We start from the raw sequence: 22,350 nt of genomic DNA on the forward strand, positions 1-22,350 counted from the left end.
ATGCGGGGCGTGCCGCCCGCTCCGGGAAGGCGCCGATGATTTCAGCCCCCCAGTTAAAGGAATACCGCCGGAAGCGCGACTTCAAGCGCACCCCTGAGCCAAAAGGCACGCCGGAGCGGGCCGCCGAGGGGCGTACCTTTGTCGTCCAAAAACACGACGCCACCCGCCTTCACTACGACCTGCGCCTCGAGATGGGCGGCACCCTCAAGAGCTGGGCCGTCCCCAAGGGACCGAGCCTGGACCCGGGCGAGAAGCGCCTGGCGGTCCGCGTGGAGGATCACCCGCTCGAATACGGCGGCTTCGAGGGGACCATCCCCGAGGGGGAGTACGGCGCGGGGTCGGTTCTCGTCTGGGACCGTGGGCGGTGGGAGCCCCTGGGAGATCCCGACGAGGGCTACCGGAAGGGCAAGCTCCATTTCCGGCTCCACGGCGAGAAGCTCAAGGGAGGCTGGGTGCTCGTGCGCATGGGAGGGGCACGGGGCGAGGACGGCAAGAACTGGCTCTTCTTCAAGGAAAAGGACAAAGAGGCGGGCAAGAAAGACATCCTCAAGGAGCGCCCCGAGAGCGTCCTGAGCGGCCGCCGCATCTGGGGGGCCGGGCCGGCGGCGGAGGACGGGAGGCGGAACGGGAAGAAGGCCCCGCCCGAGCCCGCCGCGCCGGAGAAGCTCACGGGCCGAAAGGCGGGGCGCCCGCGCCGTAGGCGGCCCGGGATGGCTCCCGCCGGCCTCCACAACGCTCGAGGGGCGCCCCCGCCGAGCAGGCTCGCCCCCCAGCTCGCCACCCTCGTCCCCAAGGTCCCCGAAGGGGACGGCTGGCTCCACGAGATCAAGTTCGACGGCTACCGCATCCTCTGCCGCCTGAGAGAGGGCGAGGTGCGCCTCATCACGCGGGGCGGGAAGGACTGGACGGCCCGCTTTTCCGGCGTAGCCCGCGCCTGCGCCGGGTTCCCGGCAAAGGAGGCCATCCTCGACGGCGAGGTGGTCGCCTTGCGGGAGGACGGGACCTCCGACTTCCAGGCCCTGCAAAACTCCCTGAAGGGCGGCTCCGACGCTCCCATCGTCTACTACGTCTTCGATCTTCCCTATGCGGACGGGTTCGATCTCAGGAAGTCCCCCCTCATCGAGCGGAAGGAGCTGCTGCGGCGCCGGCTGGAGAGCCGCGCCGGGATGGATTCCCACCTGCAGTACAGCCAGCACGTGCAGGGAAAGGGGTCGGAAGTCTACGGCCACGCCTGCCGGATCGGGGTGGAGGGCGTCGTCTGCAAGAAAGCGGGCAGCGAATACCAGCCCAAGCGCACGAAGACCTGGCTCAAGGTGAAATGCACCCGCCGGCAGGAGTTCGTCATCGGCGGCTTTACCGACCCCGGGGGCTCGCGCCGGGGGTTCGGCGCCCTTCTGCTGGGCTGCTATGACGGGGATGATCTCGTCTATTGCGGGAAGGTGGGGACCGGCTTCGACGACGCCCTGCTGGTCGACCTGGCCGGGAGGCTCAAGCGGATGGAGCGGAAGGCTCCCTCCTTCAAGAACCCTCCCCGCGGCCCAGAGGCCCGTGGCGCGCACTGGGTGCGGCCGGAGCTGGTGGGGGAGGTGGCCTTCACGGAGTGGACCGGGGACGGCTCGCTGCGCCACCCGGCGTTTGTGGGCCTGCGGGAGGACAAGCCGGCCCGCGAGGTGGCGCGCGAGAGCTATGGGTTCCTGCCCGGGGGGGACGGGCGGGGTGGCCGCTCGTCCAAGCCAAAGAAATCCCGGAAGAGGGCGACGAAGAAAAACCGCGCCTCCGCCGGGCCCGCCAAAAAGAGGGGGACCCGATCGGCCCGCAAGGAGCCGGAGGAGACCGTGGCGGGCGTCCCCCTGTCGAACCCCGGCCGCGTCCTCTTCCCCGAGCAAGATCTCACCAAGCGCACCCTCGCGGAATATTACGAGCGGATCGCGGAATGGGCGCTCCCCCACGTCGCCGGCCGCCCCCTCACCCTCGTCCGCTGCCCCCAGGGGCACGCCAAGGACTGCTTCTTCCAGAAGCACATCGACGGCCCCATGCCCAAGGGCATGAGAGGGATGAAAATCCAGGAAAAAGCGGCGTCCGGCGCCTACCTCGTGGTCGATGATCTGCCCGGGCTCATCTCCCTGGTCCAGCTCGGGGTGCTGGAGATCCACACGTGGGGGAGCCGGGCGGACAATGTGGAGAAGCCCGACCTCCTGGTCTTCGACCTGGACCCCGACCCCGGCGTGAGGTGGGAGGACGTGATCGAGAGCGCGCGGGTGACGGGGGGACGCCTGGCGGAGCTGGGCCTCCGCAGCTTTGTCAAGACCTCGGGCGGCAAGGGCCTGCACGTCGTCGCGCCCATCGCCTGCAGGGGCGGCTGGGAGGAAGTCAGGTCGTTCGCCAAGGCGGTCGTGGAGGACATCTGCCGGGAGATGCCCGGCCGCTGCGCCGCCACCATGAGCAAGCCGAAACGGAAGGGGAAGATCTTCATCGACCATTTCCGCAACGGGCGGGGGGCGACCTCGGTCGCCGCCTATTCCACCCGCGCCAAGGCCGGCGCGCCGGTTTCCGCCCCCATCCACTGGGACGAGCTCTCCCCCCGCCTCAAGGCGGACGCCTTCAACGTCCAGAACGTCCCGAGGCGCCTCGCCTCCCTCAAGCGCGACCCCTGGGAGGGCTTCTTCCGGGTTCGCCAGTCGATCACGTCGGAGATGAAGAAGACGCTGGGGATGGAAGAGAAATAGAATAGAGAAACCCGCCGGCGGGGCGGGCCTCAAGCCGTCTTCCGGTGGCGCTCCTGAGCCTGGGGCTTGACCGCCGCGCGGGAGGGCCTGCGCGCCCGAGGCTCCTTCCGGCCGCCCTGCTTCTCCCGGAGACTCCGCTGCAGCGCCTCCATGAGGTTGACCACGCGCCCCCGGCCGCCCCCCTCGGCCGTGGCCGCGGTGACGAACTCCTTGCCCTCGGCCTTCGCCTCGATCAGCTTCTCCAGCTCCTCGCGGTATTCGTCGCGGTAGCGGGAGGGGTCGAAATCCGTCGTCATCTCGTTGATGAGCTTCATGGCGATGTCGAGCTCGCGGCCGGCCGGCTTCACGTCGCGCGGGATATCGAGCTGCCCGGCCTCGGCCACCTCGTCGCTGTAGTGCATGGCATGGAGGACGATGGCCCCGTCCCGGGGGCGCAGGATGGAGAGATGCTGCCGCTCCCGCATGACGAAATGGGCGATGGCGGCCGTCTTGCTCTCCTCCATCGCGCGGAGGAGCAGGCTGTACGCCTTCGCGGCGTTCTCGTCGGGGACGAGGTAGTAAGGCTTGTCGAAATAGACGGGGTCCACCTCCTCGATCCGGATGAAGGCGTCGATGGCGATGGAGCGTCCCTCGTCGGGCCGTAGCTTCTTGAGTTCCTTCTCGTCCATCAGGATGTACTGGTCGGGCGCGATCTCGTAGCCCCTCGCCGTCTCGTTGAAGTCGTACTCCTCGCCGGTTTCCGGGCAGTAGAGCTTCCGGCGGAGGCGGCAGGACCCGTCCGGGTTCAGCAGGTGGAACCGCACGCTCTTCTCCCGTACCACGGTTTGCAGCTTCACCGGGATGTTCACTAGCCCGAAGCTGATATTTCCGCTCCAAATCGATCGCGGCACTCAGTCCCCTCCCGGCACCGCATGCATCAGCCGCGCCGGGTGAGGCGGCGGAAAGAAATTCCGCCGCCTTCCCGGAACAGTCTCCTGATGGGATCCCTCAGCGGTGCGCCGACACCTCCTCGAGCGCCTTTCCGGCCATCTCGACTTCCTCGCTGCGGACCGCGAAATCACCCAGCGAGATGATACCCACCAGGCGCTTGTCCCTGTTCAGGATCGGAAGGCGCCGGATCTGCTTGTCGGACATGAGCTTGGCCGCCTCGTCGATGTCCTGGTCCTCGAAGCAGTAATGGACGCCCGGCGACATGGACTCGCGGACGGACGCCTTCCTGCAATCCTTTCCCCCGGCCACCGCGTTCACCACGATGTCCCGATCCGTGATCGTCCCCACGATCCGATCGTTCTCCCCGACGGGCAGCATGCCGAAATTGCCCTTTTTCATCGTGGCGGCGGCGTCTGTCAGAGTGGCGTCCGGCGAGATGACTTTCACATCCGTGCTCATGATTTCCCGAATCTGCATGACCTTTCACCTCTCAATGTACACGGTGCCCGCACCGCGGCGCCTACCCGTGAACCGGAAGGCCCGCGTTCTTCCAGCCCTCCACTCCGCCCCGCAGGGCGAAAGCATTCCTGAAACCCTTCATCCGGTATTTCTCGGCCTGACCGGCCGCGGTGGCTTCCTTGGGTCAGGCGCAATAGAAAATGAGTTCCCGATCCTTGCCCAGGTTTCCCGCGCGCTGTTCGAACTCCCGCAGGTTGAGGGAGCCCTCCAGGTTTATCTTCTTGCATTTCTCTTCTTCTTCATAGGCGCACACCAGCAGGGCTCCCTCTTCCATCTTGCCGTAGGCTTCTTTCGCGCCGATGCGCGGGACGTTAGCCATCGGGATGCTCCTCCGGAGCCTGCCTTTTGAGGCGCAGGCCCTTCCTCATTGTGAATTTTGGCGGCGCTTCAGGCGAGACAGGCGTTTGGGAGGGCCCAAGAGCGGGCCCCTTCAAAAATTTGGGCCGGGCCGGAGGATGAAGCAAGGGATTTTCTGCGGAGCACCCGCAAGGGCGAAACGGGAGCAAAGCCTGCGATACGACCGGCGGGAGCCCGGCCTCTTGCCGGACACCGCCGCCTCGGCGATTGCTCCGGCCGCGGGCCGGGCCGCCGGAATCCGGCGCGGCGCGGGTCAGGCCAGGAACTTCCCGTCCTTCACGACCGGCTCCCCGTCCAGCTCGACGGTGGTGCCGTACAGCAGGGCGTCCAGGTGCATCTTGCTCCGCACCGAGCCGCCGAGGCTGTAGTTGTCCCCGATGCCGAAGTGCGCGGTGCCAATGAGCCGCTTGTCCTGGTTGTTGCCGCGGGGCCGCTCGTTCGGGACGGTGCCGATGCCCAGTTCGGCGACGTTGGTGGCGTTGTCGTCCGCCTGGTCCCAGATCGCCTTCAGGCGCTCGGCGTCCGCCCCGCCCGAGACTTTCGCGACGGTTCCCTTCTCGAACGTCAGGCGGATGGGCTCGCGGACGAAGCCGATCCAGTTCACCATCCCGTCCACGACGGCGACGCCCTCGGCCGTCCCCTCCAGCGGCGAGACGGCCGCCTCGGAGAAGTTCGGCATGCTCGCCCAGAAGCCCTTCTCGGTGCAGATGGAGGAGATCCCGTAGCCCTTGCGGCCCTCGAGGGACATGGCGACGTCGGTGCCGAGGGCGGTGGTGACGCGCGCCCGCTTGGCGGCCGTGAGGCGCGCGGCCAGGCGGTTCGCGCGATCCTTGGTATCGAGCAGCTCCTTGGCCGTGACGCGCTCCCCCGGCTCGGGGACCATGAAATTGCCGAAGCGCACCCCCCGGGCGAGGGCATCCTTGCGCGCCTTGGTGTGGACGAACTGGTTGATGGCCAGGTCGGAGAGGGCGGCGATCGCCACGTCGGCGGCGTTCATCGCCGCGATGATGATGTCGTTCGGCTCCTTCTGGTAGGGCTTGGGCTCGGGGATGAGGGTGATCGCCGGGACGGCGCCCTTCACGGCCGCGGCGGCCGCCAGCGCCTCGCCCCAGGGGAGGTGCTCCTGGTCCACGATGACCAGGACCTTCTCACCCTCCTTCACGCCCAGGCACGTCTCGATGCACAGGTGCGCCGTCTCCATCCGATCCATGAAGCTGACCATCGCAGTCCTCCGGTATGGATAAAATTCCGCATCCCTCGCCCAGCGCGAAAGCCGAGAGGCATCCGCCTCCGCCCGCGCCGCCTGCCCGCGGCCGGGTCGTACTCGCGAAGCGGGTATGAAGTGACGCTGCCGGGCACGTAGCCCCCGGCGACGTACATCTTGCCGCCGAGCTCCGCCACCGAGATCTCGGTGCGGGGAATGGGCAGCGGGGCCTTCCTCAGCCAGTTCCCCGGCCCCTCCCGCATCTGGGCGGAAGCGGGAAGGGCAAGGAGGACGAGCGGCGGAAGCACGGCGAGGAAAACCCGTGGGCGCTCGAAGCGCGCCTTCACACCGGCGGCACCCTCCCCCTTCGGCGCGCGGCGCGTGCGGGTTTCCCGCACGGAAACCCGAGGATTCTTCGTTTCGGCGGCCGCGGCCGCGGATGGTGCGGAAATCCTAGCACATTTCGCCGCTGATGCGGCCGAAGCCCGCTCGCCCCGGAGGCCGGAAACCGCCCGCTCGAAAATCCGCCCCGCTTCCCCTATACTTCCCGCATCCCGAAAAGCACGGCGGCCCCGCCGCAGGAGGAGGTCACATGACGGTGAACAGCCCCGCGACGCGGGACGACCGGATCGGCCGCCCCCCCTACATCCCCGGGACTCCCGAGGAGCTCGACGCGGTCATCGCGGCCCCGGACAACCACGAGGTGCTCATCGACAACGACAGGGTCCGCGTGCTGCGCGTGACCATCCGGCCGGGCGAGCTCGAGCACATGCACACCCACAGGTGGCCGAGCGTCTTCATCATCACGAGCCTGCCCAAGATCGTGTACTACACCGAGAAGATGGAGGCCGTCCCCCCCTCGGGCACCCGGCGCGAGGGCGTCCCCATCTTCATCGAGCCCGAGGGCGTCCACGCCGTCGAGAACAAGGACACGAGGCTGTTCGAGGGGATCCGCATCGAGCTGAAGGGCTGACGGAAGGCCGGGGCTCCTTCCGGCCTGGGCTTCCCGCCGCGCCCTCCCTTTCACTTTCGGAGGGGCGGCCCGTCCCGCATCCATCCTTCCTCCACTCGCCTCCGCCGCCGGTTTGGGAATGGAAGGCGGGCCTGCGGCGCCCAGTGCCGCGGCCGCTCAAGGGTTCCGCCGGGATTGGATTCCAAGGAGCTTACAGTCGGAAATTCAAACAGGAGAGATAACCTCAAGTATATTTTATACTCTCTTTTTCACGCCATGTAACTCGCCGCGCCCCTTTCAAAAAAAAGCCTTTCATTTCATGGCATAAGAAAGGCGAGTCGGATATCGTACGCCCGAAAACCGCCGCCGATCCCCCGGAGGATCCCCGAAATGGCCACCGTCCTCTCCACCGCCCGGCGCCTCGGCGGCTACCGCTACACCCAGGCCGAGATCGAGCCCTGGCTCAGCCGCTGGCTGGAGGGGAACGGCGAGGCGAGGGAGCGCGCCATCCGCATGTGCCGCAATTCCCAGGTCGGCGCCCGCGCCTCCGTGGTCCCCATCGAGGAAGTCTTCCGCGAGCGCACGTTCGAGGAGAAGAACGACATCTACCGGGAGAACGCGATCATCCTCGCCGAGGACGCCGCCCGCCGCGCCCTCGAGGAGGCCGGCGCCGCCCCGGAGGAGGTGGACATCATCATCTCCGTCTCCTGCACCGGCTTCATGATCCCCGCCGTGGACGCCTACCTCATCAACCGCCTGGGCCTCCGCCCCGAGGTGAAGCGCCTCCCGATGACCGAGATGGGCTGCGCGGCCGGCGCCACAGCGCTGGCCCGAGCCTGGGAATACCTGCGGGCCTTCCCGGAGCACAAGGCCCTCGTCGTCTCCGTCGAGCTGGCCACCCTCACCTTCCAGCCCCGAGACTTCTCCATGGACAACCTCGTCTCGGCCGCCATCTTCGGCGACGGGGCCGCCGCCGCCGTCCTGGGCGGAGCCCCCGGGCCCGGCGCCCGCATCGAGGGCTGCCGCACCACCACCCTCCCCGGGACCCTGCACCTCTTCGGCTTCCGCCTCTCGAACACCGGCTTCCGCATCATCCTCTCGCGCGGCATCCCCGCCGCCGTCCGGGCCCGCCTCAGGCCCATCGTCGAGGGGTTTCTCGGGGAGCACGGCCTCGCCCTCCCCGAGGTCCGCCACCTCATCTTCCACCCGGGCGGCAAGCGCATCATCGAGGTCTACCGCGACGAGCTGGGCCTGCCCGAGGAGGCGCTGCGCTTCTCCGCCGCCATGCTCAGCGCCCACGGCAACCTCTCCTCGAGCTCGGTCCTCGTCATCCTCGACGACATCCTCCGCCGCGGCGAGGCCGCGCCCGGGGACGCCGGCCTCCTCCTCGCCATGGGCCCCGGCTTCACCATCGAGCAGCTCCTCCTCCGCTGGCACGGCTGAGCCCCTCCGGCAAAACGGGATTTAAATCCCCAATCCCTCCCCCCCTGAGGGAGGAAGGAGAAAAACCCGCCCCCTCATGGGGGGAGGGAGCGCCCCGCCCAGGCGCCCGCCGCCTGGGGACCCGGAAAGTGGGGCGCGATGGGGGGCATTGTTATCCGGAACTATCAGCAATTAACAGGAACTAACGGAAGTCCCCAGCCCAGGGGCTCCTTTTTCGCGCGCCTCCCCCTTCCCCGGCATGCGCCGGGGGGGCGAGTGCAAATGTAAGGCATGGGGAGGAAGGTCCAGCTACCCCATTTTCGCGCACTTTCATGCACGGGCGGAAATCTGGCCCTTTTGGGCGGTTTTAGCCGGAAAAAAATTAAAATTTAACCAAAAAACCGGCCGCCGGGACCCCGGCCGCCCTCGCCCGGCCGGCTCCCGCTCCCCCTATTCCTCCCCCCGGAAGAACACGGCCGCGAGGGGCGGAAGGGTGAGGCGGAGGGAGTAGGGCCGGCCGTGGGCGGGGCTTTCCTCGGCCGCGAGGCCCCCCATGTTGCCCATGCCGCCGCCCCCGAAGAACTCGGCGTCGCTGTTGGCGATCTCGCGCCAGAAGCCGCCCCGGGGGACGCCGATGCGGTAGGGCGCGCGCGGCACGGGGGTGAAGTTGAAGACCGCGGCGACCGGGGGATGCCCCGCCTCGCCCTTGCGGAGGAAGCTGAGGACGCTCTGGTCGCTGTCCCCGCCGTCGATCCACTCGAAGCCCTCGGGGTCGAAGTCGATGGTGTGGAGGGCGGGCTCCTCCCGGTGGAGGCGGTTCAGCTCCGAAACCCACCGGAGGATGCCCGACTGGAACGGCAGGTCCATGTGGTCCCATTCCACGGTGGCGTCGTGGTTCCACTCTCCGTACTGGCCGAACTCCCCGCCCATGAAGAGGAGCTTCTTGCCCGGGTGGGCGTGCATGAGGCCGTAGAGGAGCCGCAGGTTGGCCGCCTTCTGCCAGTCGTCGCCGGGCATGATGCCCCAGAGGGAGCCCTTGCCGTGCACGACCTCGTCGTGGGAGAGCGGGAGCACGAAGTTCTCGTTGAAGGCGTAGATCATGCGGAAGGTGAGGTCGTTGTGGTGGAAGCGGCGGTGGATGGGCTCCTTGCGCATGTAGCGCAGGGTGTCGTGCATCCAGCCCATGTCCCACTTCATGCCGAAGCCCAGGCCGCCGACATAGGCGGGCCGGGAGACCATCGGCCAGGCGGTGGACTCCTCGGCGTAGGTCTGGACGTCGGGGTGGCGGCGGTAGATCTCCTCGTTCAGGCGGCGGAGGAAGTGGATGGCCTGGATGTTCTCGCGGCCCCCGTACTCGTTCGGGATCCACTCGCCCTCCTTGCGGGAGTAGTCGAGATAGAGCATGGAGGCGACGGCGTCTACGCGGAGCCCGTCGGCGTGGTACCTCTCGAGCCAGAAGAGCGCGCTGCTGATGAGGAAGGCGCGCACCTCGTTGCGGCCATAGTTGAAGATAAAGCTCTGCCAGTCGGGATGGAAGCCCTGGCGGGGGTCCCCGTGCTCGTAGAGATGGGTGCCGTCGAAATAGGCGAGCCCGTGCCCGTCGGCCGGAAAGTGGGACGGCACCCAGTCGAGGATGACGCCGATGCCGTTCTGGTGGAGGTGGTCCACGAGGTACATGAAGTCCTGCGGCGCGCCGTACCGGGCGCTCGGCGCGAAGTAGGAGGTGGTCTGGTAGCCCCAGGAGCCGAAGAAAGGGTGCTCCATGACGGGAAGGAACTCGACGTGGGTGAAGCCCAGCCGCGTCACGTGCTCGGCCAGGCGGTGGGCCAGCTCCCGGTAGGAGAGGGAGCGGTAACCCTCGCCGGGCACGCGCATCCACGAGCCCAGGTGCACCTCGTAGATGGAGATGGGAGACTTCCGGTTATTGAAGGCGCGGCGCTTCCGCATCCAGTCCTCGTCCCCCCACGCGTAGTCGAGGTCCCAGACGACGGAGGCGGTCTGGGGGGGCACCTCGGTGCGCAGGGCGAAGGGATCGGCCTTCTGCTCGCGGAAGCCCAGGAAGCGCGAATTGACCTGATACTTGTAGGTCTCCCCCTTCCCGACGCCCGGGATGAAGCCCTCCCAGACGCCGGAGCTGCTGGGCCGGAGGGGATGGCGGCCCGCCGTCCAGCCGTTGAAGTTCCCGAGGACGCTCACCGCCTCGGCGTTGGGCGCCCATACCGCGAAGTGGGTGCCGTCGGCTCCCTCCCGGCGAGCCGGGTGGGAGCCGAGCTTCTCGTAGAGGTGGAAGTGCGTCCCCTCGTTGAACAGATACACGTCGTCCCCCGTCAGGACGCTCACGTCGTGCCGGACGCGCGCTTCCGCCCCGGCGGTGCGGTTGTCATTCATGAGGATTCCCTCTCCATCAGCATGGTGATCCCCCGGATGGGGATCCCCACCCAGCCGGGCCGGTTGTTCAGCTCGTAATTCAGCTCGTAGACGCTCTTCTCGAGCAGGGTCACATCCAGCAGAAGAGCCATCTCGTCCCGCCCCGGCGGAATCAGAATGGAGGCGGCCATTTCGTCAAGGTAAGCCCGCAGGAAGGAGGCGCTCGCCCAGCGCCACCAGAACTCGGCCCAGCCTTCCAGCAGGGGAACGTCCTCCTCCCGCACGCCCCGCTGCTCCCGTTCCCCCCACAGCGGGCCCGACGCCGCGTAGTGGAAGGATCGCAGCATGCCGGCCACGTCGTGGAGAGGCGTGCGCTTCAATGTACGCTCGCTCAGGGCGCGGGCGGGCTCTCCCTCGAAGTCGATGATCACGAAGTCGCTGCTCGAGCACAGGACCTGGCCCAGATGATAGTCCCCGTGGACGCGGATGCGCATGGAGGCGAGTTTCTGCTCCCGGATGGCCTGGGAGCGGTCCAGGATGGCCTTCTCCAGCCCCAGGACCCGCCGGGCCTCCTCCTGCGAGCGCTCGGGGATGGAGGGCAGCTTCTCCTGGAGCGCCTGGAACGTCTGGCGGACCTGGTTGCGGATGGACTGGTAGAGCGACCGCTGGTACAGGCGGGTGAAGGGCTCGGGCGCGAACCCGGGCTTTCCGCCCGAGGCGAGGGCCCGGTGCATCCCGGCCGTGCGCCGTCCCAGCAGCCCGGCCAGCTCCAGGTAGGGGCCGATCATCTCGCGGGCGAGCTCCGGGGGCTCCTCCGCGCAGAGATCGAGGAGGGAGCGGCTCCTCCCCGTGATCTCCCGGTCCCGGCCCTGCGTCAGCGCCCGCTCCATGAAGCGGCCCACTTCGTCCACGGTGAATTGCCACGCATCCCCTTGGTTCGGCACATACCCCTGGAGGATGGCCAGCGAGCTCGTCCCGCCCCGCCCCCGGCGGAGCTCCATGTACCCCGCGACCGGCGCGATGTGGGGGAACTCCCCCGCGGCCGTCAGGAACGTCCCGATCTCGACGTCGGGATTGACCCCGTTCTCCAGGCGGCGGAAGCACTTGAGCACCAGCTTGTCTCCGTAGTTGACCGAGGTGTTGCTCTGCTCGGCGCGCATCAGCCGCGGCGGGAGGGACTGCGGGCTGCTTCCCCGCAGCCTCTCGAAGGCCTCCGAGAGGACCGGAACGATCTCGCCCGTCCGGCCCTTCAGGCGCCGGCGCCGGGCCATGACCAGCAGCAGCGCCCGGCTGAAGCTGTCGTCCTGGAAGGCGTCGAACAGGATGCCTTCCGCCTCGCCCCGGACGCTCTTCGTCCGGATGCGGGCGATGGCGAACCTCCGGGCCTCCGACAGGATCTCCCTCGCCTGATCGCCCGCGGCGAAGGCCATGGGCAGAAGGTAGGTCTCGCGGCCGCCGTCCGCGTAGTCGACCTCGAGTATCGTGAGGTAGGTAACCGAGGAGACGAAGGGCACGGAGAAGATATCCGCGATGCGGACCTTCCGGAGCCCGCGCGCCTTCCCGCCGAACCAGCGCCGCTCCTGGATGAAGCCGGGCAAGACGGCCTCCAGCGCCTCCCTCTCCCGGCCCGCCAGCGCGTTGTCCCAATCCCCCCTCACCGGGATGACGGGCAGGTCGCCCTCCGAGGGCTCCGCGCCCACGTCCAGCGCCCGGACGGCCACCATCGAGAACCACATGAAGCCGTGGGGCGCGAGGGAGAGGAAGTAGGGGCCCTCGCCCGCCACGGGAAACCGCGTGCGCCCGAAGAGCTCGACGGGCACCATCCCGCGGTAGGCGGAGAGGTCCAGCTCGGCGAACTGGACGAAGCGGGAGAGGTTCGCGACGACGAGGATGGTCTCCTCCCCGAACTTGCGCACGAAGGCGAGGACCTTGCGGTTGCGCGGGTAGAGGAACTCCAGCGTCCCGCGTCCGAACGCCTTGAACTCCTTGCGCAGCGCGATGAGCCGCTTCATCCACCACAGGAGGGAGTGGGGGTTGTTCTGCTGCACCTCCACGTTGACCGCCTCGTAGTGGTACTCGGGATCGGTTATCACCGGCAGGATGAGGCGCTGCGGGTTGGAGGCCGAGAAGCCCGCGTTGCGGTCCCCGCTCCACTGCATGGGGGTGCGGACGCCGTTGCGGTCGCCCAGGTAGAAGTTGTCCCCCATGCCGATCTCGTCCCCGTAGTAGAGCACCGGGGTGCCCGGCAGGGAGAAGAGGAGGCTGTTCATCAGCTCGATCTTCTTGCGGTCGTTCCCCAGAAGGGGGGACAGGCGCCGCCGGATGCCCAGATTGATGCGCGCCTGCGGCTCGTTGGCGTAGGCGCGGTACATGTACTCGCGCTCCTCCTCCGACACCATCTCAAGGGTGAGCTCGTCGTGGTTGCGCAGGAAGAGCGCCCACTGGCAGAGCTCGGGCACCTCGGGCGTCTGCTCCAGGATGTCCACGAGCGGGTAGCGCTCCTCCATCCGGATCGCCATGAACATGCGGGGCATGATGGGGAAGTGGAAGGCCATGTGGCACTCGTCGCCCCGGCCGAAGTAGGCGACGGCGTCCTCGGGCCACTGGTTCGCCTCGGCGATGAACATCCGGTTGCGGAACTTCCGGTCCACGCGCGCGCGGAGGTCCCGCAGGAAGAGGTGCGTCTCCGCCAGGTTCTCGCAGTTGGTCCCTTCCCGCTCGTAGAGATAGGGCACGGCATCCAGCCGGAGGCCGTCCACCCCCAGCGAGAGCCAGAAGTCCATCGCCTGGAAAATGGCCTTCCGCACGGCGGGGTTGTCGTAGTTGAGGTCGGGCTGGTGGGAGTAGAAGCGGTGCCAGTAGTAGGCCTTGGCGACGGGGTCCCAGGCCCAGTTCGAGGGCTCGAAGTCCTGGAAGATGATGCGCGCCTCGGCGTATCTCTCGGCGGTGTCGCTCCACACGTAGAAGTCCCGGTGCACGCTCCCGGCCGGGGCGCGCCGCGCCCGCTGGAACCACGGATGCTGGTCGGACGTGTGGTTGACGACCAGCTCGGTCACCACGCGGATGCCCAGCCGGTGCGCCGCCCGCAGGAAGAGCTTGAAGTCGGCGAGCGTCCCGGTGTCGGGATGGATGGAGGTGAAGTCCGAGATGTCGTAGCCGTCGTCCCGCAGGGGAGAGGGATAGAAGGGCAGCAGCCACAGGGTGTTGATTCCGAGGTCCTGGAGATAGGGAAGCTTTTCCGTCAGCCCCTTGAAGTCCCCGATGCCGTCCCCGTCGCTGTCGTAGAACGAGCGCACGCGCGCCTCGTAGATGACGGCCTCCTTGTACCAGAACGGGTTGTCGTCCAGGCCCGGCTGCAACACGGCTAGAACACCCTTTCCACCCGCAGGACGTGGGCGGGCTCGGCCTCGGGATCCAGCCGGACGTAGTTCCGCTCGGACCACTCGTACCGGGCCCCCGTCAGCAGATCGTGCACCTCATAGCGGCTGCCCGCGGGGAGCCCTATCTCGCCCGGGGGAACGTGGGCGGTGCAGTGGTGCGGATGATGGGGGTCGAGGTTCACCGCCACGAGGAGGATGTTCGAGCCGTCGGCCGACCTCTTGGCGTAGAAGAGGATCTGATCGTTGTCCGCGTGGAGGAAGCGGAGGCCCCCGAGGCGGTGGAGGGCCGGGTTCTCCCGGCGGATGCCGTTCACCCGCGCGATGAAATCCTTGATGTGCCCCGGCCGGTTCCAGTCGCGGACGCGGATCTCGTACTTCTCCGAGTCGAGGTATTCCTCGCTGCCCGGGCGGGCCGCCGCGTTCTCCAGCAGTTCATAGCCGCTGTAGATGCCGTACGCGGGCGAGAGCGTGGCCGCCAGCACGAGCCTCGCCTTGAAGGCCGGCCGGCCGCCGTGCTGGAGGTACTCGGTCAGGATGTCCGGCGTGTTCACGAAAAAGTTGGGCACGAGGTAGTCGAGGGTCCCAGGCTGGGTGAGCTCGGTGAGGTACTCCGTCAGCTCGTGCTTGGTGTTGCGCCAGGTGAAGTAGGTGTAGGACTGGGTGAAGCCGAGCTTGGCGAGGGCCTTCATCATGGGAGGCCGGGTGAAGGCCTCGGCGAGGAAGACGGCGTCGGGGTGCGTCTCGTGCACCTTCGCGATGAGCCACTCCCAGAAGGCGAGCGGCTTGGTGTGCGGGTTGTCCACCCGGAAGATGCGGACGCCGTGCCCGATCCAGAAGAGGACCGTCCGCAGGAGCTCCTCCCACAGCGCCTCCCGCTGCGGGGAATCGAAGTTGACCGGGTAGATGTCCTCGTACTTCTTGGGGGGATTCTCGGCGTACTTGATGGTCCCGTCGGGGCGCCGGTAGAACCACTCCGGGTGCTCCCGCACCCAGGGATGATCGGGCGAGGCCTGGATGGCGAAGTCGAGCGCGACGGCGATGCCCTGCGCCTCGGCCGCCGCCACGAAGCGGTCGAAATCATCGAGGGTCCCGAGCGAGGGCTCGATGGCCATGTGCCCTCCGTGCTCGCTCCCGATCGCCCAGGGGCTCCCCGGGTCGGCAGGCCCCGCCTCGAGCGCGTTGTTCCGCCCCTTGCGCTTGGTCCGTCCGATGGGGTGGACGGGCGCGAGATAGACGACGTCGAAGCCCATCTCCCGGATGTCGGTCAGGCGCCGCTCGGCGTCGCGGAAAGTGCCGCTCCTCCCGGGCTCGGCCCCCTGGGAGCGGACGAAGATCTCGTACCAGGCGCCGCAGCGGCCCCGCTCCGGGACCGCCATTACCTCGAACAGGCTGGGGATCGTCACCAGATCCGGGCGCGGCTGGTGCCGCTCCACGGCCTCGAGCAGGTCCGCGAAGGAAGCCGCCTTGTAGGCCTCGCCCGGGCCCTGCGCCGTCTTCAGCGCCTCCTGCGAGGCCCGCAGGCGCACCCAGTCCGCCTCTTGCGCCTTCTCCGCCATCTCGGCGAGGAGCTGGATCCCCTCCTCGAGTTCGCCCCGCACGTCGGCGTAGCCGGCGTCCACCCGCTTCTTGAGGTCGGCCAGCCAGGAGGCGTAACGGTCGGTCCAGGCCTCGACGGCGAAGACATAGCGGCCGGGCTCGGGAAGGGGGAATTCCCCCCGCCACCAGTCGAGGCCCGGATTCACCGGCCGCATCGGCTCGGCGGAGAAGCGCTCGCCGCCCTTGCGCTTCCACTTGAGGCGGGCGCGGATGACGTCGTGGCCGTCGCGGAAGATCGTCGCCTCGACCGCGCACGCCTCTCCGGCCGGCCGCTTTACGGGGTAGCGGCCGCAGTCCAGCGACGGCGCGACCGACTCGATCAGGATGTGGCGTTCCATCCGAGTTCCCCCGCCAAGCGGAAAGCCCGATGCCCTCCCCCGACGGCGGGAGCGGATGCGACGCCGCTCGGAAATGGCGGAAGGGCCGGAACGGCGGCACAGCTCATCGGGATGACGGCGATCCGTTCGACCGCAGACTTCGATCACAGGCGACGATGGAGACGGCTCTGAACCGCGGGAAACGGCCGGGCCGCGATCGGCTCCCGCAAAAGCTGCGCCCCTTGTTGCCCGCGGCAATCCTTCCATCAGGATAGCCACATCATTTGGCCCTGACAACCGACGAGGCAAGGAGGATGGCCGGCCCGCGCTAGGATTCCCCGTCCTTGCGCAGGCACAGCAGGGCCAGCGAGCGCCCTTCGAGATCGAAGACTTCTCCGCCCTTGAGCAGGCGGTGCTTTCGCCGCCCGTTGGAGGTCCGCGTGTCCAACATGAGCTGCCACCGGATGTTCGCGCGGTGCGAGGGAACTGCGAAGGGAATGGGCTTGTAGTACGCGTTGAGGAGGATGAGGAGGGTGTCGTCCACGATCCGGTTGCCGCGGCCGTCGCGCTCGGTGATGGCGTCCCCGGCGAGGCGCAGCCCGACGCAGCGGGCCTCCGGGTTGTTCCAGTCTTCCTCCTGCATCTCGGCGCCGTCGGGCCGGAACCACACCAGGTCCCGCACCTCGGATCCCCGGATGCGCCGCCCCTGGAAGAACTTCCTCCGCCTGAGCACAGGATGCCGGTGGAAGAGCTGGATCAGGAACCGGGTGAAGTCGAGGAGCTCCTCCTTGGGATGGTCCAGGTTCCAGTCGATCCACGAGAGCTCGTTGTCCTGGCAGTAGGCGTTGTTGTTGCCGCGCTGGCTGCGGGAGATCTCGTCGCCCGCCCACAGCATCTGGACGCCCTGGGAGAGGAAGAGGGTGGCCAGGAAGTTCCGCTGCTGGCGGGCGCGCAGCTCGATGATGCCGGCGTCCTTGGTCGGGCCCTCGGCGCCGCAGTTCCAGCTCAGGTTGTCGTTGTGGCCGTCCCGGTTGCCTTCCTTGTTCGCCTCGTTGTGCTTTTCGTTGTAGCTGACCAGGTCGTGTAGCGTGAAGCCGTCGTGGCACGTGATGAAGTTGATGCTGGCGTGGGGGCGCCGTCCCGTCGCCTCGTAGAGGTCGCTGCTCCCGGTGAGGCGGTAGGCCAACTCGCCGAGCTGGCCGGAGTCCCCCCGCCAGAAGCGGCGCGCGGTGTCGCGGTATTTCCCGTTCCATTCGGCCCACAGGGTCGGGAACTGGCCCACGAGGTAGCCGCCCTCGCCCAGGTCCCACGGCTCGGCGATGAGCTTCACCTGCGAGATGACGGGGTCTTGCTGGATGATGTCGAAGAACGCCCCCAGGCGGTCCACCTCGTGCAGCTCCCGCGCGAGGGCCGACGCCAGGTCGAAGCGGAAGCCGTCCACGTGCATGTCGAGGACCCAGTACCGCAGGCTGTCCATGATGAGCTGGAGGGTGTTCGGGCTCATCATGTTCAGGGTGTTCCCGCAGCCGGTGAAGTCCATGTAGTAGCGGCGGTCGTCCGGCACGAGCCGGTAGTAGGAGGCGTTGTCGATGCCCCGGAAGCAGAGGGTAGGCCCCATGTGGTTGCCCTCGGCCGTGTGGTTGTAGACCACGTCGAGGATCACCTCGATGCCCTCGCGGTGGAAGGTCTTCACCATGCGCTTGAACTCGGTGAGCTGCTGCCCGCTATGGCCGGAGCTGGAGTAGCGGGCGTGGGGGGCGAAGAACCCGATGGAGTTGTAGCCCCAGTAATTGGCGAGCCTCTTCTCCGCCAGGTGGCGGTCGGTGACGAACTGGTGGACCGGCATCAGCTCGACCGCCGTGACGCCCAGGCCCTTGAGGTAGTCGATCACCGCCGGGCATGCGAGCCCGGCGTAGGTCCCGCGCAGTTCCTCGGGAACGCCCGGATGGCGGGCCGTGAAGCCCTTCACGTGCATCTCGTAGATAATGGTCTTGTGCCAGGGGGTGCGGAGGAGGGCGTCGCCGCCCCAGGTGAAGGCGGGGTCCACCACCACGCACTTGGGCATCCATTCGGCGTTGTCCCGCTCGTCCGGCGCGCCGTTCTCCGGCTCCCGGATCCGGTAGCCGAAGTGCTCGTCGCGCCACCGGGGCCCGCCCGTGATCGCCTTCGCGTAGGGGTCGAGGAGCAGCTTCGCCGGGTTGAAGCGGTGCCCTTCGTGCGGGGCGTATGGCCCGTGGACGCGGAATCCGTAGAAAAAGCCGGGCCGCACGTCCGGCAGGTAGCCGTGCCAGATGAAATTCGTCTGCTCCTCCAGCCGGATGCGCGCGTACTCGCGGGCGGAGCCCGGCTTCTCGAAGAGGCATAACTCGACCGCCGTGGCGTTCTCGGAGAAGAGGGCGAAGTTCACGCCCGCGCCATCCCACGTGGCCCCCAGGGGATAGGGGCTCCCGGGCCATACGTTCATGGGCGCCACTCCCGGCGGCGGGACAGAGGAAAAAAGCCGGATCGAACGGTGCAAGGCGGGATGTTCCAGAAAAACAGGCTTGATTCTAACCCAATTCCCGCGCCTCCGGAAGCCGCGCCGGCACGGCGGCGGAGCCCGCGAAAGAAGGCGAGGCCCGTAACCTTTCAAGATTCAATGGCCCGGGCCGCCCGGGGGCCGGCGTTCCCCCGGCTTGATCCGCCGCCCCTTCTTAAGTATAGAGAGAGCCTTCACGGGCCGGTCCCGGCAGCCCATCATCGAGAACGGCAGTCCGCCCAGCGGCGCGAACCGAGGCGACATTGAAGATCCTGATTACGGGCGGGGCGGGCTTCGTAGGCTCCCATCTGGCGACCCTGCTGCTCGAAAGGGGCCACGAGGTCCATCTGCTGGACGATTTCTCGACCGGCCGGCTCGAGAACCTCGGGCACATCGGGGGCAATCCGAAGCTCCATATGCACAAGGGCAGCGTCCTCGACGCCGGGCTGATCGCCCCCCTCGTCCAGGAATGCGATGAGATTTACCATTTGGCCGCGGCCGTGGGGGTCCGCCTGGTTATCGAGCGCCCCGTCGAGACCATCATGACGAACGTCCGGGGCACCGAGGTGGTGCTCGAGGCGGCGCTCAGGGCGGGCCGGAAGATCCTCGTCGCCTCCACCTCCGAGGTGTACGGAAAGAACAAGAACGGCGCGCTCCGGGAGGAGGACGACCGGATCCTGGGGTCCGTCACCAAGCAGCGCTGGGCCTACGCCAACACCAAGACGCTCGACGAGTTCCTCTCGCTGGCCTACCACCGGCAGCACGGCCTCGCCGTCGTCATCGTCCGGCTGTTCAACACGGTGGGGCCCCGCCAGACGGGCCGCTACGGGATGGTCATCCCGAACTTCGTCCGGGCGGCGCTGGACGGTCAGCCCATCCGGGTCTTCGGCTCCGGGAACCAGACCCGCTGCTTCGCCTACGTCGGCGACGTCGTGCGCGGCCTGGCCGACCTCATGGCGCATCCGGGCGCGGTGGGGCAGATCTTCAACATCGGCAACAGCAACGAGATCTCCATCTACGACCTGGCCGAGCGGGTGAAAAAGCTGGCCGGCTCGGCCTCGCCGATCGAGCTCGTGCCCTACGAAACGGCCTACGGCGAGGGATTCGAGGACATGGAACGCCGGGTTCCGGATTTGACGAAAATCCAGAGCCTCGTGAGCTACCGCCCGACCGTTCAGCTCGACGAGATTCTCAACCGGGTCATCGAGCATTTCCGGGCGAACCGGCTGGAGAGGTGAAGCGCCCGGCCCCAGAAAGGACATCTCCTTGAAGCGCGCGCTCGTCACCGGGGGGGGGGGCTTCATCGGCTCCAACCTCGTGCGCGCCCTGCTCGGGGAGGGCTACGCCGTCCGGGTGCTGGAAAACTTCTCGACCGGCCGCGAGGAGAACCTGCGCGGGATTCTCCGTGACATCGAGCTCATCGACGATCCGCAGGGAGTCCTGGACCCGGAGGCATGCGCCCGGGCGGTGAAGGGGGCCTCCTGCGTCTTCCACCAGGCCGCCATCCCCTCCGTCCCCCGCTCCATCCAGGACCCCGTCCTCTCGGACCGGGTGAACGCGGGCGGCACGCTGAACCTGCTGGAAGCGGCGCGGAAGGAGGGCGTGCGCCGCTTCATCTACGCGTCTTCATCTTCGGTGTACGGCGACGCCCCGGGCCACGTCCGCGACGAGAACGACGCGCCGTGCCCGGTTTCGCCCTACGCGGTCTCCAAGCTGGCCAGCGAACACTACGCATCGCTTTATCACAGGCTTTACGGCCTGGAGACGGTGGGACTGCGCTACTTCAACGTGTTCGGACCCCGGCAGGATCCCCACTCCGAGTACGCCGCCGTGGTCCCCAACTTCATCCGGTGCCTCATGGCCGGGAAGCGCCCCACCATTTACGGCGACGGCGGACAGTCGCGCGACTTCACCTACGTGGACAACACCGTGCACGGCAACCTGCTGGCCCTCAAGGCGGAGGGGGCGGGGGGCGGGGTGTTCAACGTGGCGACCGGGATGTGCCATACCGTGAACGAGCTGTTCTCGAGCCTCCAAGCGATCATGGGCGCCGAGGGCCTGGAGCCGATTCACGCCTCCCCGCGGACGGGGGACGTGCGGGATTCCCAGGCCGACATCCGGAAGGCCGGCACCTTTCTCGGCTATTCCCCCCCCGTGAGCTTCGAGGAAGGCCTCCGCCGGACCGTCCAATGGTATGCTGACCAAGCCGCCCACCATGGCCGTTGATCGGCGAATGCGCTGCCGGCAATCCATCCGAATGGATGACGATGGCCCCATTCGACCTGCATAGCCGCGCGAGCGGCCTGCTTCTGCACCCCACCTCGCTCCCGTCGCCGCACGGCATCGGGGATCTGGGGCCCTCCGCCCACGCTTTCGCCGATTTCCTGGCGGACTCGGGCCAGGGCTGGTGGCAGATGCTCCCCATCGGCCCGACGGACGCCTGGGGCTCGCCCTACGGATCCTCCTCCGCCTTCGCCGGAAATCCCCTGCTCCTCAGCCTGGAGCGCCTGGCCGGGGAGGGCCTGCTGCCGCCGGAGCAGGTGGGCGCCGCCGCCCGGCCCTCCACCGGAAGGGTCGATTTCGCCCGCGCCTGGGAGGTCAAGGAGCCCCTGCTCCGCGCCGCCTTCCGCGCCTTCGAGCGCCTGGACGGGGAGAGGCGCGCGGGCTTCGAGGCCTTCCGGCGCGAGAACGCGGGCTGGCTCGGCGATTTCACCCTCTTCACCGCCCTGAAACAGCGCTTCGGCGGCGCCCTCTGGGCCGACTGGCCTCCGGAGATCCGCCGCCGCGAGCCGGGCGCGCTGGAGCGGGCGCGGGAGGCCCTCGGCGGGGAGATCCGGTTCCTCTCCTTCCTGCAGCACGAGTTCTTCCGCCAGTGGGAGGCGCTCCGCGGGCACTGCCGCCGGAAGGGGGTGGGCCTGATCGGGGACATTCCCATCTACGTCTCGCGGGAGAGCGCCGACGTGTGGGCCAACCCCGCTCTCTTCCGGCTCGATCCGGAGGGCCGGCCCGAGGCGGTGGCGGGCGTCCCGCCCGACTACTTCAACAGCAACGGCCAACTCTGGGGAAACCCCCTCTACCGGTGGGACACCCTCCGCGAGCGGGGCTACGGCTGGTGGATCGCCCGCCTCTCGGCCGCCTTCCGCTTCTTCGACGCCTCGCGCCTCGACCACTTCATCGGCTTCACCCGCTACTGGGAAGTTCCCGGCGGCGCCCCCACCGCCCGGGAGGGCCGCTGGCGGGAGGGGCCCGGGTACGACTTCTTCGCCCAGGTGCAGCGGGCTTTCGGGCGCCTCGACTTCATCGCCGAGGACCTGGGCGACGTGACGCCGGAGGTCTTCGAGCTCCGGGACCGCTTGGGGCTCCCTGGCATGCGCGTCCTGCAGTTCGCCTTCGGCGGCGGCAACGATAACCTGCACCTCCCCCCCCACCATCCCGAGCGCTGCGTGGTCTACACCGGCACCCATGACAACGACACGACCATGGGCTGGTTCGCCCGCCTGATGCGGGAAGGCCCCCCCCACGAGCGGGAGCGGGCCCTGCGCTGGCTGAACCACAGCGAGAACGAAATCCACTGGGAGATGATCCGCCTCGCCTTCCTCTCCCGCGCCCACCTCGCCGTCATCCCCGTCCAGGACCTGCTGGGCCTGGGGACGGAGGCGCGGATGAACTACCCCGGGGAGATGAACGGCAACTGGGCGTGGCGGCTGCGGGAGGGCGAACTGACGGAGACGACCCGCGCCCGGTTGCGGGAGGAAACCCGGGCCGCCGGGCGCCTGCGCGGCTGACCCCCGGCCGGACCCATCGTCTGTAGCTTAGACCGGGATAAACATTTATCCGGCTTGGTCTGGGGGTACCCCCTCCCGCCGGGCCTTCGCCCGCCGAAGCGGGCTTCACGAAGGTGGAAGGGCTTCGGCCCGCGCAGGCGGGAGGGGGCCGGGGGGAGGGAAAATCCCACCCCCGGCAACCCTCCCCTCCCTCACCCTGCCCTCCCCCGGAGGGGGAGGGAAAAAAAGGATGTGCAACCGGGTACATGGGTAACACATCAGACCTGGGACATGGGTG

14 protein-coding genes are annotated in these 22,350 nt (G+C 68.2%); 6 read left to right on the plus strand and 8 right to left on the minus strand.

Annotation, left to right across the window (positions count from 1 at the left end; all coding sequences use genetic code 11):
- Positions 1-35: 35 nt before the first annotated feature.
- Positions 36-2,726, plus strand: a complete 2,691-nt coding sequence (gene ligD, locus HYZ11_13090; protein ID MBI3128533.1) for a DNA ligase D — start codon at positions 36-38, stop codon at positions 2,724-2,726.
- A 29-nt stretch (positions 2,727-2,755) separates the two neighbouring features.
- On the opposite strand, the gene HYZ11_13095 is transcribed toward ligD, so the two are convergent.
- From HYZ11_13095 to HYZ11_13110, 4 genes are all read right to left on the minus strand, one after another.
- Positions 2,756-3,616 (minus strand): Ku protein, encoded by an 861-nt coding sequence (locus HYZ11_13095; protein MBI3128534.1) that lies wholly within the window; start codon positions 3,614-3,616, stop codon positions 2,756-2,758.
- 97 nt (positions 3,617-3,713) lie between these two features.
- The gene (locus tag HYZ11_13100) at positions 3,714-4,133 is read right to left on the minus strand and encodes a CBS domain-containing protein (GenBank protein ID MBI3128535.1); all 420 of its coding nucleotides are present in this window, start codon (positions 4,131-4,133) and stop codon (positions 3,714-3,716) included.
- Between the two features lie 166 nt (positions 4,134-4,299).
- A complete protein-coding gene (locus tag HYZ11_13105) occupies positions 4,300-4,494 on the minus strand; it encodes an ArsR family transcriptional regulator (GenBank protein MBI3128536.1) in 195 nt (64 codons plus the stop codon).
- Positions 4,495-4,785: 291 nt separating this feature from the next.
- Positions 4,786-5,754 (minus strand): aminopeptidase, encoded by a 969-nt coding sequence (locus HYZ11_13110; protein MBI3128537.1) that lies wholly within the window; start codon positions 5,752-5,754, stop codon positions 4,786-4,788.
- 574 nt (positions 5,755-6,328) lie between these two features.
- On the opposite strand from HYZ11_13110, the gene HYZ11_13115 reads away from it, so the two are divergent.
- Both HYZ11_13115 and HYZ11_13120 read left to right on the plus strand, forming a co-directional pair.
- Positions 6,329-6,709 carry a hypothetical protein gene (locus tag HYZ11_13115; GenBank protein ID MBI3128538.1) on the plus strand — a complete coding sequence of 127 codons (381 nt, stop codon included), beginning with the start codon at positions 6,329-6,331 and terminating at the stop codon, positions 6,707-6,709.
- Positions 6,710-7,078: 369 nt separating this feature from the next.
- Positions 7,079-8,131 carry a type III polyketide synthase gene (locus HYZ11_13120; GenBank protein ID MBI3128539.1) on the plus strand — a complete coding sequence of 351 codons (1,053 nt, stop codon included), beginning with the start codon at positions 7,079-7,081 and terminating at the stop codon, positions 8,129-8,131.
- Positions 8,132-8,560: 429 nt separating this feature from the next.
- Here the strand turns inward: HYZ11_13120 and glgB are convergent, their stop codons facing one another.
- The 4 genes from glgB to glgX all read right to left on the minus strand — a co-directional run bounded on the left by glgB (position 8,561) and on the right by glgX (position 18,234).
- Positions 8,561-10,498: a 1,4-alpha-glucan branching protein GlgB gene (gene glgB / locus HYZ11_13125; GenBank protein ID MBI3128540.1), complete on the minus strand. Its 1,938-nt coding sequence runs from the start codon at positions 10,496-10,498 to the stop codon at positions 8,561-8,563.
- Positions 10,495-13,839 carry a maltose alpha-D-glucosyltransferase gene (treS, locus tag HYZ11_13130; protein ID MBI3128541.1) on the minus strand — a complete coding sequence of 1,115 codons (3,345 nt, stop codon included), beginning with the start codon at positions 13,837-13,839 and terminating at the stop codon, positions 10,495-10,497. The genes glgB and treS overlap by 4 nt, the downstream gene beginning before the upstream one ends.
- Positions 13,840-13,841: 2 nt before the next feature.
- Entirely contained in the window at positions 13,842-15,791 is a 1,950-nt protein-coding gene (locus HYZ11_13135) for an alpha-1,4-glucan--maltose-1-phosphate maltosyltransferase (protein MBI3128542.1), read from the minus strand.
- 307 nt (positions 15,792-16,098) lie between these two features.
- Positions 16,099-18,234 carry a glycogen debranching protein GlgX gene (gene glgX / locus HYZ11_13140; GenBank protein MBI3128543.1) on the minus strand — a complete coding sequence of 712 codons (2,136 nt, stop codon included), beginning with the start codon at positions 18,232-18,234 and terminating at the stop codon, positions 16,099-16,101.
- Between the two features lie 317 nt (positions 18,235-18,551).
- On the opposite strand from glgX, the gene HYZ11_13145 reads away from it, so the two are divergent.
- Genes HYZ11_13145 through malQ form a run of 3 tightly spaced genes read left to right on the plus strand, consistent with a single transcriptional unit; the run spans position 18,552 to position 22,073 of the window.
- Positions 18,552-19,526, plus strand: a complete 975-nt coding sequence (locus tag HYZ11_13145; GenBank protein MBI3128544.1) for a GDP-mannose 4,6-dehydratase — start codon at positions 18,552-18,554, stop codon at positions 19,524-19,526.
- Positions 19,527-19,554: 28 nt separating this feature from the next.
- Positions 19,555-20,514, plus strand: coding sequence for an SDR family oxidoreductase (locus HYZ11_13150; protein ID MBI3128545.1), 960 nt, complete (start codon positions 19,555-19,557; stop codon positions 20,512-20,514).
- 41 nt (positions 20,515-20,555) lie between these two features.
- Positions 20,556-22,073: a 4-alpha-glucanotransferase gene (gene malQ, locus HYZ11_13155; GenBank protein ID MBI3128546.1), complete on the plus strand. Its 1,518-nt coding sequence runs from the start codon at positions 20,556-20,558 to the stop codon at positions 22,071-22,073.
- Positions 22,074-22,350 lie beyond the last annotated feature (277 nt).

This window comes from Candidatus Tectomicrobia bacterium (genome assembly GCA_016192135.1).
Taxonomy (GTDB): domain Bacteria; phylum UBA8248; class UBA8248; order UBA8248; family UBA8248; genus 2-12-FULL-69-37.

Bases quoted from the DNA above. Each gene is read 5' to 3' on its own strand.
- ligD (MBI3128533.1), top strand. From the start codon at position 36: ATGATTTCAGCCCCCCAGTTAAAGGAATACCGCCGGAAGCGCGACTTC.
- HYZ11_13100 (MBI3128535.1), bottom strand. From the start codon at position 4,133: ATGCAGATTCGGGAAATCATGAGCACGGATGTGAAAGTCATCTCGCCG.
- HYZ11_13105 (MBI3128536.1), bottom strand. From the start codon at position 4,494: ATGGCTAACGTCCCGCGCATCGGCGCGAAAGAAGCCTACGGCAAGATG.
- HYZ11_13110 (MBI3128537.1), bottom strand. From the start codon at position 5,754: ATGGTCAGCTTCATGGATCGGATGGAGACGGCGCACCTGTGCATCGAG.
- HYZ11_13115 (MBI3128538.1), top strand. From the start codon at position 6,329: ATGACGGTGAACAGCCCCGCGACGCGGGACGACCGGATCGGCCGCCCC.
- HYZ11_13120 (MBI3128539.1), top strand. From the start codon at position 7,079: ATGGCCACCGTCCTCTCCACCGCCCGGCGCCTCGGCGGCTACCGCTAC.
- glgB (MBI3128540.1), bottom strand. From the start codon at position 10,498: ATGAATGACAACCGCACCGCCGGGGCGGAAGCGCGCGTCCGGCACGAC.
- HYZ11_13135 (MBI3128542.1), bottom strand. From the start codon at position 15,791: ATGGAACGCCACATCCTGATCGAGTCGGTCGCGCCGTCGCTGGACTGC.
- glgX (MBI3128543.1), bottom strand. From the start codon at position 18,234: ATGAACGTATGGCCCGGGAGCCCCTATCCCCTGGGGGCCACGTGGGAT.
- malQ (MBI3128546.1), top strand. From the start codon at position 20,556: ATGGCCCCATTCGACCTGCATAGCCGCGCGAGCGGCCTGCTTCTGCAC.